Raw genomic sequence first — 15394 nt, 5'->3', positions numbered from 1 at the left:
TGAGGGACGCGTCATCTTTTTCCCGTACCGTGGAAGCATGAACTCGCAAATTTCCCTGCAGACCAGTTCGTTCACCGCCGTAGGCGACCTTCCTATGCATCCGCTCGTGGTGCATCTTCCGGTCGTGGTGCTGCCGCTGACGGCCATCCTGCTGATCGTCGCGGCGGTGGTGCCAGCCGTGCGCCGACGCGTCCTGGGCCTGTCCGTGATCGGCGCCGCGCTCGGGCTGGCCGGGGTCATCCTGGCCCTGATCTCCGGCGACGCCTTCGCCCAGCAGGTCGGCATGCCGCAGCGGCACGCCGACGCCGCGAACCGCCTGCTCGCGGCCTCGATCGCGCTGTTCGTGCTGACGACGGCCTGGTGGATCAGCCGGGTCCTCGCCGACCGGAAGCAGCGCGGCGAGGTCGAGGGCTCGGGCGCAGGTGCGCTGCCGACGGTCCTGGGCGCGCTGAGCGCTCTGACGGGCGCGGCCGTGCTGATCTTCGCCGTGCAGACCGGTCACACGGGCGCCCAGGCCGCGTGGTCAGGGGCCATGGCCACGAACGACCCTGCGGGCACCAGCGCCGAGGAGTCGTCCTCGGCCGCCACCGAGTCCGAGGCTGAGACCTACACGATGGATGAGGTCGCCGAGCACGACGGCGCCGAGTCCTGCTGGGCCGCGATCGACGGCGGCGTCTACGACCTCAGCGACTGGATCGCCCAGCATCCCGGGGGTGAGGGCGCGATCGAGTCGCTGTGCGGGAGCGACGGCACCGAGGCCTTCACCGGCCAGCACGAGGGCAGCGATCGGGTGGCCGAGCAGCTCGCGGAGTTCAGGATCGGCGAGCTCGCCGCCTGAGCCTGCTGACGCACTCAGCCCAGTCCGGCCCGCGTCTGCGGCCGAGCCCCTGAGGTCCTGCCGTCCGGGGCCGGGAGTCGCAGTCCCGGCCTTCCATGCTGCACCGGGACTCGCAGTCGCTGCCGTCCGGGATCATCGGAGAGCGCGCTGCGCTCAGTCGCCGATCCGGACCTCGGCCGTGCCTGCGACCGCTGCGAAGCGCTCCGGCGTGGCGGTGAGCAGGATGACCTGAGCCCGGCGTCCGGCCGATTCGAGAGCCGCCGCCAGGCTCGCCAGCCGCTCCGGATCCGAGTGGCCCAGGGCGTCGTCGAAGATCACGGGCACCCCTTCGACGGGATCCACCAGAGTGGCCACGGCAAGGCGCACCAGCACGGCGAGCTGCTCCCGTGCGCCCGTGGACAGCGAGGACTCGTCGATCCAGGTGCCGTGCATGAAGCGCCGGGTGACCTCCAGGTCCTCGTCGAGTTCCACGCGGAAGCTCGAACCGAAGACGAAGGATCCCAGCTGCTCCAGGCGTCGGCGGAACGGCTCGGTGTAGCGGCGGTGCGCCTCGGCCTGGAAGCGCTCCATGGTGTCGGCCAGCATCTTGGCGGCCGCCGCGCGGCGGAGGTGGGTGCGCAGCTCCCGTGACACCGCGCGACGCTGGGTGAGGGCGTCGTCGAAGGCGCTCTGCTTCTGGTCCCGGTCCAGGGCCATCAGCGCACCCTTGGACTGGGCGCGCTGATCGCGGGCCATCTCGAGCTGCTGGCGCAGGGCCTCCGGGCGGCGCATGCGGGCCTGGTACTGGCTGCGCTTGTGCTCGCCGTCCTGGTCCTGCCACTGCTGCTCGAGCTGCGCCTTGAGCTGCTCGGCGCGTTCGAGCTCCGCTGCGGCCTGCCGATGCGCTGCCTCCAGGGCGTCGTCGCTGAGGCGCTCGCGCTCCTGGGCGAGGCGCTGCTCGGCGCTGCGGGCGGTCTCCGACTGGGCCGCCTGCCCGGCGCGCGCCGCGCCCAGCTCCTCGCGACGGGCCGACAGCGCCGCCTCCGCACCTGCGAAGTCGTCGCGCACGGACTCGAGCGCGCTGCGGGCCTCCTCGGCAGCCTCCTCCGCTTCCTGCACGGCGTCGGCGGCCTCCTGCGCATCGGCTGCCGGGGCCGGTGCCTCCGCCTCCTCCAGCCGCGCGCTCAGCCGGTCGTGCTCGCGGCGCAGCTCGGCCTCGTCGTGCTGGGCGAGCTCGACCTGTCGGCGGTGCTCCAGCGCCTGACGCTCGCGCTGCGCCTCGGTCTGCTCCCGCAGCAGGTCCCTCGCCGCCTGGGGAGACTCGAGGTCCCAGGGCTGCAGCGCCCGCTGCAGAGACTCCTGGGCGTCCTCGACCGCTCGGCGACGATCCTCGCGGCCCTGCTCAGGAGCCACGGTGACCCGCAGCTGACCCGGCAGCTCGAGCTCGATCTGCTCGGTGACGGCCCAGGTCTGAGTCTGCTGCTCGGGCAGCTCCAGCGCCTCCCCGCCCAGCTGCAGCGAGCGGGCGCCGCCCAGTGCAGTCACCGTCAGCTCAGCGGAGCCTGCCTGAACCTGGGCCCGGGCGGTCGCCACATCCCGCTCGGCGGCATCGATGCGCTCGATGTCCTTCTGGGTGAGGGGAGACTCGGGCGCCTGGCCCAGCGCCTCGAGCTGCTGCGCCACCTCCTGGAGCCGTTGCAGCAGCTGCGTGAGCTCGTCCAGGCGCTGCCGGTCCTGGACCAGGCGCTGAGCCGTGCGCAGCGTGCGCACCTTCTGCCGGGCCTGCTCCTCAGCGGTACGGGCGGACTGGAGCTCGTCGCGGTGCTTCTGCGCCTCCTCCTGCGCGGTGTCGACCTTGGCCTGCAGGGCCTCGGCCTCCGAGCTCAGCTGCTCGGCCCGATCGGCTGCCTCCCGCACGCCGGTGCGAAGCTGCGTGCGCTGCTCGAGATCGAGGCGGCGCTGCTCTGCGTGGTCGCCTGCCGCCTGGACGTCCGACACCGCCCTGTCCCTGCGCTCCTCCAGCTCCGTGAGCGAGGCAGCGGCGACCCGCGCCTGCTCGGCGTCCTCCTCCGCGGCCTCCAGCGTCCGCTGGGCCGCGCCCAGGGCCCGCTCATCCCGCTCCAGGCGCTCCTGCGCCGCGTCCAGCCCCGCCAGAACGGAGGCCGCGCTCTCATGGGCCGCCATGGCCTGCGCATGCCGTTCGCGCAGGGCCTTGGTGGCGGCGTTCTCCTTGCCGCCGGCCGTCCAGTACCGCTCGCGCTCGGCCTGGGCCAGAGCGAGCAGGCTCGAACCGGACTCGCTCTGGGCGCTGCCTCCGCTGGCCTGCTCCAGGGCGAACTTCAGCGCCGAGGACTCGGTGAGCTTCTCCCGGCCCGAGGCCGAGCCCTGCAGCATGCGCAGCGCCGACCACAGCGTCTGATCAGAGCGCTCGCGCAGGGCCATGACGGTGTCGTGGGCCTCCCGCCCCGAGAGCGTGTCCCCGGCGCGCGGTCCCTCGAGGAAGCGCAGGGTGGTCTTCTTGGCCTTGAGCCACTGCTTGCGGTACAGCAGGCGGTGGCCCTCCAGGGTGAACTCCGCCTCCACGGCGATCCCCAGGTCATCGCCCACGGGATCCGCCGCCTTGACGGCCTTGGCCCCGGAACTGTCCGGGATCTCCAGCAGGAGGTCGAAGGCCTCGATGAGGGACGACTTCCCGGACTCGTTGCGCCCCTGCAGCACGGTGATCCCTGTGTCCGGGAACTCGACCGTGCGGTCCCGGACTCCCTTGAAGCTGTCGACGGCGATGCGGTGGATCCTCATGCGCGCTGCCCTCCGCTCAGCCGCACCAGCAGGCGCAGGGCATCCTGGGCGGTCTCGTGCTCAGCAGGCGGCGCCGGCTCGCGGAGCATCTCCTCCTGCTCGGCCTGCTCCGAGAGCTCTTCTGTGGCGATCGGCTCGGGCGACCCGTCCTCAGCGCGCTCCCGCTCGGGCTGCCAGGCCCTCTCCCGAAGCTCCTCGAGGGTCTGCTGGGCGAAGCCGCCCAGCGAGATCTCCTGCATCTCCTCCTGGCTGGGCAGGATCACGATGTCCGTGTGCCGGTCCCAGGCCTCCAGCGACGCGAAGCGCGCCCCCTGGGATTCGAGCAGCTCGTCCAGCTGCGCCGCCTGCCCGACCGTGAGGGCTCCCCGCAGAGCCGTCTTGACCATGGTCCGCTCCTTGGGCGTCTGAGCATCCAGCTCGGCGGCCAGCGCCTCGAGGTCCTCCGGGCCGTCGAGCTCGCGCTCGATCACCACGTGGCGCCACTGCCCGACCTGGTGGTCCTGCACCGTGACCTGGGACCCGGCCGGGGCCTGCGGATCAATCTGGACCTCCAGCACCAGGCCCAGACCGGTCTCCCGGAAGCTGGTGGTCTCGTGGGCCCCCGAGTACTGGATGGCCCCGCGTCCGTCCTGCGGCCAGCGGATGTGGCGATCGCCCAGTGCGACGTAGTGGATCCGCCCGTCCGCCAAGGCTGCCTCCAGCGGTGCCCGCCTGACGGTGACGGGGGAGGAGGCATCCGGATCCAGCTCCTCCAGCATGCCGTGGCCGACGACCACGCGGACGGTCCCATCTGCCTCCAGACCCTCCAGCGCCGGAGCCACGGGATCCGCGTCCGGCTTGCGGGTCCGCCACGGCGCCCCGACCACCTGGACGCCGTCGAGCACCTGGACGGGACCGGAGTCCCGCAGCAGCACGACGTTGTCCGGGAGGCCGTCGCGCACGGCGGGCGAGTCCCACAGCGAGCCCGTGCCCAGAGGGTCGTGGTTGCCCGGAAGCAGCAGCACCGGCAGCTCGCAGCGCATGGCCTCCAGCGCCCGGCCCATGTCCTGAAGGCTGAGATTGGCATGGTCGAACACGTCTCCTGCCACGACCACGAACGAGCATTCGCGCTCAAGGGCCAGCGCCAGGAGGGTGCGCACGGTGTCCACCCGGTCGGCGGTGAAGCGCGGCTGAGCCTCACCGGCCAGGTAGTGCCGGGTCATGCCCAGCTGCCAGTCGCTGGTGTGCAGGAAACGAACGGTCACGGCGGGCCTCCATCAGGGCGCTCCGGCGGATGCGGGGACGAGAACGGGCCGGGGAAGCGAACTCCCATAACCCTAGGAAGCGAGTCCGACATCACAAGGTCCTGGTGAGACCCGATGTCAGGCCGTCAGCGAGGTGATGATCCCGTAGATTGGGCCCACGGAATGCGCGGCGGCCGTGCGTCCCCTTCCGGTCCCGCGGCCCCTGAGAGCGAGGAGACCCCATGTCGCAGAACACCCCTCCCGAGCCGACCTGGAACCCGGAGACCAGCCCGGCCGGCGTGTCCGCCTCCGAGGTGCCCGGACAGCAGCCGGAGCAGCCTCGTCCCGCGCAGGAGCCGGCGCCTGCGCCCCAGCAGGCTCCGCGCCAGGCCCCGCCGACCGATCCCAAGCTCGACGGCCACAGCTCCGGCCCGGGCGCCGGCGTGTGGGCCGCGCTGATCGTAGGCATCCTGGTGCTGGTCGTCCTGCTGATCTTCATCCTCCAGAACATGGAGGACGCCACGATCCACTTCATGTCCTGGACCTCCTCCATGCCCACCGGCGTGGCCATGCTGCTCGCCGCGATCGCCGGCGCCCTGGTCATGGCCCTGGTCGGGTCGGTGCGATTGTTCGCCGTGAACCGTCGCGTGCGCAAGCTCGAGAAGGAGCGCGAGCGCATCAAGTCCACGCTGCGCTGAGCGTGCTGATCGATCCGCGGAGCATCTCCATGACGGCCGCGTCCTCGCCTGTGCGGGACGCGGCCGTCGTCGTGCCGAGGCATGCGGCCGTCGTCGGAAGCGGCTCTCCGTGAGCGATCGTGCGGACGTCGTCGTCATCGTGCATCCGCTGAGGCGCCATGCCGCTGCGATCGAGCCCCTGATGCGGCAGCGAGCGGCCGCGGCCGGGCTGCGGGTGCGCTTCGAGGCGACCACCTCGCAGCGCCCCGGCGCGCAGCAGGCCGCCCGGGCCGTGGCCGAGGGAGCGGCTAGGGTGATCGTCGCTGGCGGTGACGGCACCGTCCGCAGCGCCGCCTCGGGCCTGATCGGCTCAGAGGCCGTCCTGGGCATCATCCCGACGGGCACGGCCAACCTCTTCGCCAGGAATCTGGGCATCTGTGCGCCGCGGTCACCGAAGGCGCTGGAGTCCGCGCTGCATCGAGCGCTTGCAGCAGACCCGAGCCCGCACGACGTCGGCCTCCTGATTTGGCGCGACACCGATCAGCAGCGGCACGACGACGTCTTCCTGGCTGTCGCAGGCATGGGCGAGGACGCAGCGGTCGTGGCCGCCACGGATGAGGCGTTGAAGTTCCGCACCGGCTGGCCGGCCTACCTGCTGCGCGGTGCCGCGAGGCTGCGCTCGCCCCTGCACACCCTCGGCATGCGCGTGGACGACGGCCCCGAGCTCGAGCTGCCCGCCTGGTCCGTGCTGATCGGCAGCGCGCCGCGGATACCGCTGGGTATCCAGGTCTTCCCGCACGTGCGCACGGACTCAGGGGACCTCGAGCTGCTGCGAGCGGCCCCGCAGTCTCTGCGCGACTGGGCGAGCATCGGCTGGCACGGGCTGATCCGACGACCGCAGAGGGCGCGTGCCCTGCACTGCGAGCGAGCGCTGTCTGTCGAGCTGCGACCGCGGAGCCCGCTGCTGCTGCAGGCCGACGGCGATCTGCTGGGCCGCGCTGTCCGGGTACGAGCCGAGGTACGGCCCGGGGCGCTGCTCGTGGCGAGCTGAGCGGATGGGCATCAGCAGTCCCGCAGGAGCAGCACGCAGTCTGACGCGTCCGTGTCCCACGGTACCGATGCCACACTGATCACCAGAAACCGCACTCGAGCATCACCTCAGTGAGGACTGCATGGCAGCACGTCTGAGCCCCTTCATCATGTTCTTCGGCGACAACCACGGCCAGGCGGAGACCGCCCTGAGCACGTGGGTCAGCGCATTCCCCGACTCGGAGGTGCTCGAGCTGTCGCGGTGGTCCGAGGACGACGAGAACGAGGTCGCGGGCACGATCTCTCAGGGCCTGATCCGCGTGGCGGGGGCCACCGTGCGGGCCTTCGACAGCGCCTTCGACCACGCCTTCCCGCTGACCCCGGCGGTGTCCATGTTCGTCGAGCTCGACACGCAGGAGCAGGTCCGCGCCGCCCACGAGATCCTGCTCGACGGCGGCTCCGAGCTCATGCCGCTGGGGGAGTACCCCTTCAGCCCCGCCTTCGTGTGGCTCCAGGACCGCTGGGGCGTGAACTGGCAGATCAGCGCAGCCGGCTGAGCCGCCCGATCCGCTGGAGCTGCCCCACGACGCACTGCGGCCCCGCACACCGATCGGTGAGCGGGGCCGCAGTCGGACCCGGTGCCTCAACGGAGGCGGGAGATCACTTCTTGAGGCTGTCGATCGCCTCGTTCAGCGTGGCCGACGGACGCATGACCGCGAAGGCCTTCTCGTCCTCGGGGCGGTAGTAGCCGCCGATGTCCGCCGGGGAGCCCTGGACGCCGAGCAGCTCGGCGACGATCTGCTCCTCGCCGTCGGACAGGCGCTGGGCGACGTCCGAGAACGCCGCGGCCAGCTCGGAGTCCGCCGTCTGCTGCGCCAGAGCCTGGGCCCAGTACAGGGCCAGGTAGTAGTGCGAGCCGCGGTTGTCGATCTCGCCGACCTTGCGCGAGGGCGACTTGTTCTCCTCCAGGAAGCGGCCGGTGGCCTCGTCCAGGGCGTCGGCCAGGACCTGCGCCTTGGGGTTGTCGTAGCGCGAGGCCAGGTGCTCGAAGGAGGCCGCCAGCGCCAGGAACTCGCCCAGCGAGTCCCAGCGCAGGTGGTTCTCCTCGACCAGCTGCTGCACGTGCTTGGGAGCGGAGCCGCCGGCGCCGGTCTCGAACAGGCCGCCGCCGTTCATCAGCGGGACGATCGAGAGCATCTTGGCGGAGGTGCCCAGCTCCAGGATCGGGAACAGGTCCGTGAGGTAGTCGCGCAGCACGTTGCCGGTCACCGAGATGGTGTCCTCGCCCTTGCGGATGCGCTCGATTGAGAACTTGGTGGCCTCGACCGGGCTCAGGATGCGCAGATCCAGTCCCTCGGTGTCCTCCTCGGCCAGGTACTTCTCGACCTTCTCGATGAGGTTGCGGTCGTGGGCGCGGGACTCGTCGAGCCAGAACACGGCCGGCATGCCGGACTCGCGCGAGCGGCGCACGGCCAGCTGGATCCAGTCCTTGATGGGGGCGTCCTTGGCCTGGCAGGCCCGCCAGATGTCGCCCTGCTCGACCTCGTGCGACATCAGGACCTCGCTGGCCGAGTTCACGACCTCGACGGTGCCCGGGGCCGGGATCTCGAAGGTCTTGTCGTGCGAGCCGTACTCCTCGGCCTTCTGCGCCATGAGCCCCACGTTCGGGACGGTGCCCATGGTGGTGGGGTCGTAGGCGCCGTTGGCGCGGCAGTCGTCGATCACGGCCTGGTAGACGCCGGCGTAGGAGGAGTCCGGCAGCACGGCCAGCGTGTCCTCCTCGGTGTCGTCCTTGGACCACATGTGCCCTGAGGTGCGGATCATGGCCGGCATGGAGGCGTCCACGATGACGTCCGAGGGCACGTGCAGGTTCGTGATGCCCTTGTGCGAGTTCACGTAGGCCAGGGCCGGGCCCTCGGCCAGGCCCTTGTCGATCTCGGCCTTGATGCCGTCGCGGACCTCGGCGTCGAGCTGCTGCGCGCCCGAGAGGATCGAGGCCAGGCCGTCGTTGGCCGACAGGCCGGCTGCGGCGAGCTGGTCGCCGTAGACCTCGAACAGGGTGGGGAAGAAGGCGCGGACCACGTGGCCGAAGATGATGGGGTCGGAGACCTTCATCATGGTGGCCTTCAGATGCACCGAGAACAGGACGCCCTCGGACTTGGCGCGCTGCACCTGCTCGGCCAGGAAGCCGTCCAGGGCGCGAGCGGACATGAAGGTGGCGTCGACGACCTCGCCGGCCAGCACCGGCACGGACTCCTTGAGCACCTGCTCGCCGTCCTGCGTGCGCAGGCGGATCGTCAGGGTGTCATCGGCGGGGATGACCACGGACTTCTCGTTGTCGCGGAAGTCGTTGGCGTCCATGGACGCCACGTTGGTCTTGGAATCGCCGGACCACGCACCCATCTTGTGGGGGTTCTTCTTGGCGTAGTTCTTCACGGCCTTGGGCGCGCGGCGATCCGAGTTGCCCTCGCGCAGGACCGGGTTCACGGCCGAGCCCTTGACCTTGTCGTAGCGGGCACGGACGTCCTTCTCCTCGTCCGTCTGAGGGTCCTCGGGGTAGTCCGGGATATCGAAGCCGGCCTGCTGCAGCTCCTTGACCGCGGCCTTGAGCTGCGGGACCGAGGCCGAGATGTTCGGCAGCTTGACGATGTTCGCCTCGGGCGTCTTGGCCAGCTCGCCGAGCTCGGCCAGGGCGTCGTCCAGGCGCTGGTCCTCGCTCAGGCGCTCCGGGAACAGGGCGATGATGCGACCGGCCAGCGAGATGTCGCGGGACTCGACCTCCACGCCGGCGGTGGTGGCGAACGCCTCCACGATCGGCTTGAAGGAGTAGGTGGCCAGCAGCGGGGCCTCATCGGTCTTGGTCCAGATGATCTTGGGCATATGAGTCGTGACTCCTTCGTTCGACGTCATGCGGTGCGTGATCGCCTTCAAACCTACCCGATCCGACCTCTGCCTCAGAGGCCTGGGTCACGCTGCGAGGGCCGCATCCGGGGTCCACGGGCCCGCTGTTGCGCCCGAGGCGACGACGACGTCAGCCTGCCCTCGGCTCAGCCGCCGGACAGGTGCAGCGGGTAGAACAGGACCATGCTCTGGAGATGGCTCGTCAATTCGCTCGCGGTGGCCCTGGCCACCGCCCTGGTGCCCGGCATCCACCTGAACACCGCGTCCCTCGGCACGCAGATCCTGGTGATCGTGATCGCCGCGGCGGTTCTCGGTGCGTTCAACGCGGTGGTCAAGCCCGTGCTGCAGCTGCTCACCGGCTGCCTGATCGTGCTCACGTTCGGGCTGTTCCTGATCGTGATCAACGCCGTGATGCTGCTGGTGGTCTCCACCGTGATGGAGGTCTTCGGCGGCTACTGGGTCGTGGAGTCCTTCTGGCCGTCCGCTGTGCTCGGCTCCCTCGTGATCTCGCTGGTGAGCATGCTGATGGGTGCCTTCGAGCCCAGACGCCGCGAGGTCGTGGTGGTCGAGCGGCGTGCCGGGGCCGTTCCGGGCCGGGACCCCTACGGCCGCCCCGTGCGAGGTGCGGCCCAGCCGCCGCGGCGCAGCGCTGCGGATACGTACCGGTACCGCGGCGACGACGGCCGCATCCGCGAGGGCGAGATCTACGACCCCGAGGATCCCACCGGCCGCGGCCGGTGATCCTTTCTCGCGGCTGTTGAGGCCGCACCAGCACAGCCCTTGCCCGCGTTGAGGCCGCACCAATGCAGGCCCTGGTCAGTGAGGCCGCACATGCGCATCCCATCAGCGCTGAGCAGATGCGCTGGTGCGGCCTCGAGTGCCGGTCGGTGCGGAGGCGGTTCGGGCCGGTGCGCGGAAGGGCCCGCGGCGGGGCGTCACGGCTCGCTCAGCCGAGCATCGCCAGGCTCACGGCCATGACCGCCATCCCCGCCACCACGCCGTAGACGCACAGGTGGTGCCCGCCGTACTTCTCGGCCGTGGGCAGCAGCTTGTCCAGCGAGATGAAGACCATGATCCCGGCCACGCCGGCGAGCACGGCGCCGAACAGGGCGTCGGTGAGGAACGGGCGCAGCAGCAGGAAGCCGATCACGGCCCCCAGGGGCTCGGCGAGCCCGGAGAGGAAGGACAGCCCGACGGCCCGGGCGCGAGAGTCGGTGGCCTGGAAGACGGGCACGGCCACCGCGATGCCCTCCGGGATGTTGTGCAGCGCGATCGCCACCGTGATCGCAATGGCCACCGACGGATCGCCCAGTGCGGAGGCGAAGGTCGCGAAGCCCTCGGGGAAGTTGTGGATCGCGATGGCCAGCGCGGTCAGCAGGCCCGTGCGCAGCAGACGGGAATCGACGGGGGCGGCCGCGGAACCGGCGCCGACGGCAGCGGCGTCGGCGTCGCCGGGCTGATACGTGAATTCGTGCGGATTGGCCTCGTGGGGCACGAGCCGGTCGATCACGGCGATCACCGCGATGCCGGCGAAGAAGCCCCCGACCATGCCCCAGGTCCCGCGACCGGGCCCCCAGGCAGCGCTCAGGAGGTCGCTCGCCTCGGCCAGGATCTCCACGAACGAGACGTAGAGCATCACCCCCGCGGAGAAGCCCAGGCTCAGCGCCAGGAACGACCCGTTCGTGCGGTTGGTGAGGAAGACGGCAAGACCGCCCAGGCCCGTGGCGAGCCCGGCGATCACCGTCAGCAGCAGGGCAGCGGCCAACGACCCTCCTCAGGCGGTGCGGCGCGGATCAGACGGTGCGGATCAGAGGTAGCGCGACGGATCGAAGGCGTCGAGCTCGATGATGCGCAGACGCGGCAGCGGCGCCTTGAAGGCCTCGAAGTCGTCCTCCAGATCCACGATCTGCAGGCCCTTCTCCTCCATCTCGTGCAGCCCGGCCGAGAGCAGCTCGCGGAAGCACAGCACGGCCACGCGGCGGCCGTCGTCGAGCAGGGCCTCGATCTCGTCGTGGAAGTCGATGTCGTGGGAGGCCAGGATGACGTCGCCGTGGCCCTGGGCCAGGATCGCGCTGAGCATGCGCTGGATGCCGACGTCGACGACCTTGACCTTGGGCGGGGCCGCCAGGGGGATGACCTGGTAGTCGAATCCGCGCAGCGCGGCCACGAAGCTGAAGGGCAGGTGCCCGTGGGAGCCGTTGAGGAAGAACAGCCCGTTGGTGTCCTGGTGCCACAGCTTGCGGGCGCCCTTCATGACCTTCTCCCAGCGGGGGCGCTCCTCCGGCTTGGGCTTGCGCTCGAGCAGGGACATGCCCAGGGTGGCGTCGATGTTCTCGCCGTCGATCAGCAGGTACGTGGTGCCGGAGGCCGGGCCCGACGGCTGGGCGACGGGCTCGTCGGCCACGGCGGGCTGGGCAGGGGTCGTCGTTCCCTGCTCCGGCAGGGAGCCTGCCTCCGGGGTGTCGAGGATCGCCGGCGTGGGCGCGGTGGAGTCGGAGCGGCGCGAGCCGTACTGGGCGGTGTCATGCGGAACCATGCTCTTGAGGGTACGGGAGGTTCCTGGCGTGCAGGGCGAGTGCGGGTGCCGCTGCGGGCTCCATGTGGTGCGCCTTACACGAGGCTGATGGCCTGAGCGATTGAGCGCCATTCATCCCGTCCTGAATCCCGCCCGCGTCCGCTCGGACCTCTCCGGCCTGGGGCGGGAGTCCGAGCAGTACCTCTCGACCGTGGAGTCCTTCCACGACGACGAGTTCGACAAGCCGTCGCACTGCGAGGGCTGGAACCGGGCGCGGGTCGTCGCCCATGTGGCGGTCGCGGCCCGTCGGCTCACCCGTCTGCCGGAGTGCTGAACCTGTCCGTGAAGGACTCCCCGGGCCTGACCATCGTCACCGACGAGGGCGACGAGTGGGTCGTCGGCGACGGCTGCCTGCGCGTGGAGGGCGACCGCGAGGGAATCCTCGACTGGCTCTCCCGCGGGCGCACCGAGGGCATCTACCTGCCCGAGGGCGTCGACGAAGCCCCGGAGCTGCCGGCCTGGTGAGCCGATCCGGCGCAGGGGTCGCCGGAAGCACCACCCGCAGGAGGAGGGCGCCCGCCCCGTGATCGGTGCGGGCGCCCTCGCGCACTGCGTCCCCTGACAGGTTCCGAGTGCGCCGGCTCAGGAGCCGCGTCGCTGGCGCGCCTGGACCGCCTCCAGATGGTGCGGGCGGACCGCGACGGCGTGCTGCGCATAGTCGTCGTGCCGCTTCAGCCAGGACTCGACGTAGGGGCACACCGGCACGATCCGGAAGCCGCGCTCGATCGCGTCGTCCAGGGCGAAGCGCACCAGCTGGGAGGCCACGCCTTGGCCCTCGAAGGCGTCGTCGACCTCGGTGTGGAAGAAGATGCGCTCGGGCTCCTCGGCGTCCGGGGCATCGACCCAGTACGCCTTTCCGACGAGGGTCTCCCCGGACAGCGCCTCGTAGCGCTGGGGGCCGTCGTCGTTGCGGAAGCTCAGATCAGTCATGGCGGGCCTCGGCCTTCTTCTTGCGGTCCAGAGCGCGCTCCTGGACCGGGTACTCGGACAGGATGGACAGCCGATTGAAGGTTCCGATCGTGAGGGCGGCCCACTGCACGGCGGAGAACTGTGCGTCGGTCAGCACCTCGCGGGCGGCCTCCAGGCGCGAGCGGCGGGTGATCTGATCGGGCAGCTCGGTGGCGATCTCGGCCACGGTGAGCGCGGCGCACTCGACGTCGTCGAACAGCTCGGTCTCCTTCCACACCGTCAGCACCGCCAGCTGACGATCCGTGACACCGGCCCGACGCGCCAGCTTCACGTGCATGTCCAGGCAGAACGCGCAGCCGTTGAGCTGGGAGACGCGCACATTGATCAGCTCGACCACCGCGCGGGTCAGGCCCGCCGCCGCCAGGGAATCGGCGACCTGCTGGGAGACGCCGTTGAGGGCCTTCCAGGCGGCAGGATCGGCCTGGTCGAGATAGAAGCTCGGGTCTTCGCTCATGCGAGCAGAATAATGTGATGTATCACGTGCTTCAAGAGGCGCGCTCAGTGGCGACACGCCGATGTCTGCCCGCGGTCCCGTCCCGGAGCAAAGCGTCCGGCGCCAGGGGCTGCGCCCGTCCTGACGCTGGACAGTTGATCCTTCACGGGTCGATCTCGTGGACGGTGGTCGTCGGGGCTGTGGGGATATGCACGGGAGCGTCCCTGAAATCTTCGGAGATGCTGGGTGTGGGCTGTAGCCTGTCTCACATTCAGGGGTGTACCGGGTCACTTCGGCGACGGCAGGCCCCACCGCATTCACTTCAGGAGAGCACCATGTCCCCTTCCATCTCCCGCCGCGGACTCCTGGGCGCCTTCGCCCTCACCTCGGCTTCCGCCTTCGTCCTGACCGCCTGCGGTGGCGAAGGCGGCGGCAGCAGCGACGGGGCGATCAACGCCTTCAGCACCGAGCCGGAGAACCCGTTGGTGCCCACCAACACCACTGAGCAGGGCGGCGGCCGTGTGGTCTCGCTGATCTTCATGGGCCTGATCAGCTACAACGACGACTCCGAAGCCGTCAATGAGCTGGCCGAGTCCATCGAGGCCAACGACGACAACACGAAGTGGACCATCAAGATCAAGTCCGGCAAGAAGTTCACCAACGGCGAGGACATCACCGCCCAGAGCTTTGTGGACTCCTGGAACTACGGCGCCGCCGCCAAGAATGCGCAGCAGGGCGCCTACTTCTTCGAGACCATCAAGGGCTACGACAAGGTCTCCGCCGAGGGCTCGGAGGAGGACGAGATGGAGGGCCTGGTGGCGGTGGACGACACCACCCTGGAGGTCACCCTCTCCGGCGCGGACTCCACCTTCGGCAACCGCCTGGGCTACGCCTCCTACGCGCCCATGCCGGCCTCGGCCTTCGAGGACATGGACGCCTTCGGCGAGAACCCCGTGGGCTGGGGCCCGTACAAGATGGACGGCGAGGGTGCCTGGGCGCATGACCAGGAGATCCGCCTGGTCAAGAACGAGGACTACGACGGCTCCATGCCGCCCGCGAACGACGCCGTGACCTTCAAGCTGTACCAGTCCCTCGAAGCCGGCTACACGGACCTGGTGGCCGGCAACCTGGACATCCTGGATTCCATTCCGCCGACGAACCTGGACGTGGCCGACGGCGATCTCGACGGTCGCATGGTCACCCGCGAGTACGCCGGCAACTACACGTTCGGCATCCCCTTCTACCTGGACGGCTGGTCGGGTGAGGCCGGCAAGCTGCGCCGCCAGGCCATCTCCCGGGCGATCAACCGCGAGGAGCTCATCGAGGTGGTCTTCCGCGGCGAGCACAAGCCCGCCAAGGACTTCACCTCCCCGGTCGTGGCCGGCTACGACGAGTCCAAGCTGCAGAACGTGGAGAACGTCGAGTTCGACGAGGCCAAGGCCAAGGAGCTGTGGGCGGCGGCCGAGGAGCTGGAGCCCTACAGCGGCGACACCTTCGAGATCGCCTACAACGCCGACGGCGGGCACAAGGAGTGGGTGGACGCGGTCTGCAACATGATCAAGAACACCCTGGATATCGAGGCTCAGGGCAAGTCCTACCCCACCTTCAAGGAGCTGCGCACCGAGGCCAACGCGGGCGAGCTCACCTCGGCCTTCCGCTCCGGCTGGATGGCGGACTACCCGTCGCTGTACAACTTCCTCTCGGCGCAGTACGCCACCGACGGCTCCTCGAACGACGCCCACTACGAGAACCAGGCCTTCGACGACAAGCTGAAGGAGGGCCTGGCCGCCAGCTCGGACGAGGAGGCCAACGCGGCCTTCCTGGAGGCCGACTCGATGCTGCTCGAGGACCTGCCGGCGATCCCGCTGTACTACCCCGCGCGCACGGCTGGTCACAGCGAGGCCGTCCAGGATGTGGCCCTGACCTGGAACGGCGAGGTCGACTACCCCAAGATCTCTCAGGCCTGAGACA

Annotated in this window: 15 protein-coding genes; 8 read left to right on the top strand and 7 right to left on the bottom strand. The window is 70.2% G+C overall.

The window, feature by feature from the left end; genetic code table 11:
- The first annotated feature begins 37 nt into the window (after positions 1-37).
- Complete coding sequence (locus M3E84_RS04765; protein ID WP_259894904.1) at positions 38-838, top strand: cytochrome b5-like heme/steroid binding domain-containing protein; 801 nt, start codon at positions 38-40, stop codon at positions 836-838.
- 153 nt (positions 839-991) lie between these two features.
- Here the strand turns inward: M3E84_RS04765 and M3E84_RS04760 are convergent, their stop codons facing one another.
- Together M3E84_RS04760 and M3E84_RS04755 are read right to left on the bottom strand one after the other, a co-directional pair.
- On the bottom strand, positions 992-3616 hold the full coding sequence (locus M3E84_RS04760) for an AAA family ATPase (protein WP_259894903.1): 2625 nt from the start codon (positions 3614-3616) through the stop codon (positions 992-994).
- The gene (locus M3E84_RS04755) at positions 3613-4860 is read right to left on the bottom strand and encodes an exonuclease SbcCD subunit D (RefSeq protein WP_259894902.1); all 1248 of its coding nucleotides are present in this window, start codon (positions 4858-4860) and stop codon (positions 3613-3615) included. Before M3E84_RS04755 ends, M3E84_RS04760 begins: the two co-directional genes overlap by 4 nt.
- Before the next feature lie 221 nt (positions 4861-5081).
- Here M3E84_RS04755 and M3E84_RS04750 point away from each other — a divergent pair, with 221 nt between their 5' ends.
- From M3E84_RS04750 to M3E84_RS04740, 3 genes are all read left to right on the top strand, one after another.
- Positions 5082-5537: a lipopolysaccharide assembly LapA domain-containing protein gene (locus tag M3E84_RS04750; RefSeq protein WP_259894900.1), complete on the top strand. Its 456-nt coding sequence runs from the start codon at positions 5082-5084 to the stop codon at positions 5535-5537.
- A gap of 109 nt (positions 5538-5646) precedes the next feature.
- The gene (locus M3E84_RS04745) at positions 5647-6567 is read left to right on the top strand and encodes a diacylglycerol kinase family protein (RefSeq protein ID WP_259894897.1); all 921 of its coding nucleotides are present in this window, start codon (positions 5647-5649) and stop codon (positions 6565-6567) included.
- 121 nt (positions 6568-6688) lie between these two features.
- On the top strand, positions 6689-7102 hold the full coding sequence (locus M3E84_RS04740) for a VOC family protein (RefSeq protein WP_259894895.1): 414 nt from the start codon (positions 6689-6691) through the stop codon (positions 7100-7102).
- A 103-nt stretch (positions 7103-7205) separates the two neighbouring features.
- Here M3E84_RS04740 and M3E84_RS04735 read toward each other — a convergent pair whose 3' ends face one another.
- The gene (locus M3E84_RS04735) at positions 7206-9425 is read right to left on the bottom strand and encodes an NADP-dependent isocitrate dehydrogenase (protein WP_259894893.1); all 2220 of its coding nucleotides are present in this window, start codon (positions 9423-9425) and stop codon (positions 7206-7208) included.
- 204 nt (positions 9426-9629) lie between these two features.
- Between M3E84_RS04735 and M3E84_RS04730 the strand changes: the two genes are divergently transcribed.
- Positions 9630-10187: a phage holin family protein gene (locus M3E84_RS04730; protein WP_259894892.1), complete on the top strand. Its 558-nt coding sequence runs from the start codon at positions 9630-9632 to the stop codon at positions 10185-10187.
- A 205-nt stretch (positions 10188-10392) separates the two neighbouring features.
- Here M3E84_RS04730 and zupT read toward each other — a convergent pair whose 3' ends face one another.
- Positions 10393-11211, bottom strand: a complete 819-nt coding sequence (gene zupT, locus M3E84_RS04725) for a zinc transporter ZupT (protein WP_259894890.1) — start codon at positions 11209-11211, stop codon at positions 10393-10395.
- Positions 11212-11253: 42 nt separating this feature from the next.
- Positions 11254-11982, bottom strand: coding sequence for a nuclease (locus M3E84_RS04720; protein ID WP_311200433.1), 729 nt, complete (start codon positions 11980-11982; stop codon positions 11254-11256).
- A gap of 100 nt (positions 11983-12082) precedes the next feature.
- On the opposite strand from M3E84_RS04720, the gene M3E84_RS04715 reads away from it, so the two are divergent.
- Positions 12083-12295, top strand: a complete 213-nt coding sequence (locus M3E84_RS04715; RefSeq protein ID WP_259894888.1) for a maleylpyruvate isomerase N-terminal domain-containing protein — start codon at positions 12083-12085, stop codon at positions 12293-12295.
- A complete protein-coding gene (locus M3E84_RS04710) occupies positions 12289-12486 on the top strand; it encodes a hypothetical protein (RefSeq protein ID WP_259894887.1) in 198 nt (65 codons plus the stop codon). Before M3E84_RS04715 ends, M3E84_RS04710 begins: the two co-directional genes overlap by 7 nt.
- A gap of 117 nt (positions 12487-12603) precedes the next feature.
- Here M3E84_RS04710 and M3E84_RS04705 read toward each other — a convergent pair whose 3' ends face one another.
- The gene (locus tag M3E84_RS04705; protein WP_259894885.1) at positions 12604-12951 is read right to left on the bottom strand and encodes a GNAT family N-acetyltransferase; all 348 of its coding nucleotides are present in this window, start codon (positions 12949-12951) and stop codon (positions 12604-12606) included.
- Entirely contained in the window at positions 12944-13444 is a 501-nt protein-coding gene (locus M3E84_RS04700; protein WP_259894884.1) for a carboxymuconolactone decarboxylase family protein, read from the bottom strand. The genes M3E84_RS04705 and M3E84_RS04700 overlap by 8 nt, the downstream gene beginning before the upstream one ends.
- 314 nt (positions 13445-13758) lie before the next feature.
- Here M3E84_RS04700 and M3E84_RS04695 point away from each other — a divergent pair, with 314 nt between their 5' ends.
- Positions 13759-15390 carry an ABC transporter substrate-binding protein gene (locus M3E84_RS04695; protein ID WP_259894883.1) on the top strand — a complete coding sequence of 544 codons (1632 nt, stop codon included), beginning with the start codon at positions 13759-13761 and terminating at the stop codon, positions 15388-15390.
- Positions 15391-15394: the final 4 nt, after the last annotated feature.

Origin of the sequence: Kocuria sp. p3-SID1428, assembly GCF_025149945.1 — a bacterium.
Classification (GTDB): domain Bacteria; phylum Actinomycetota; class Actinomycetes; order Actinomycetales; family Micrococcaceae; genus Kocuria.
The sequence above is the reverse complement of the archived record's forward strand: the minus strand, read 5'-3'. Positions and strand labels throughout refer to the sequence as shown.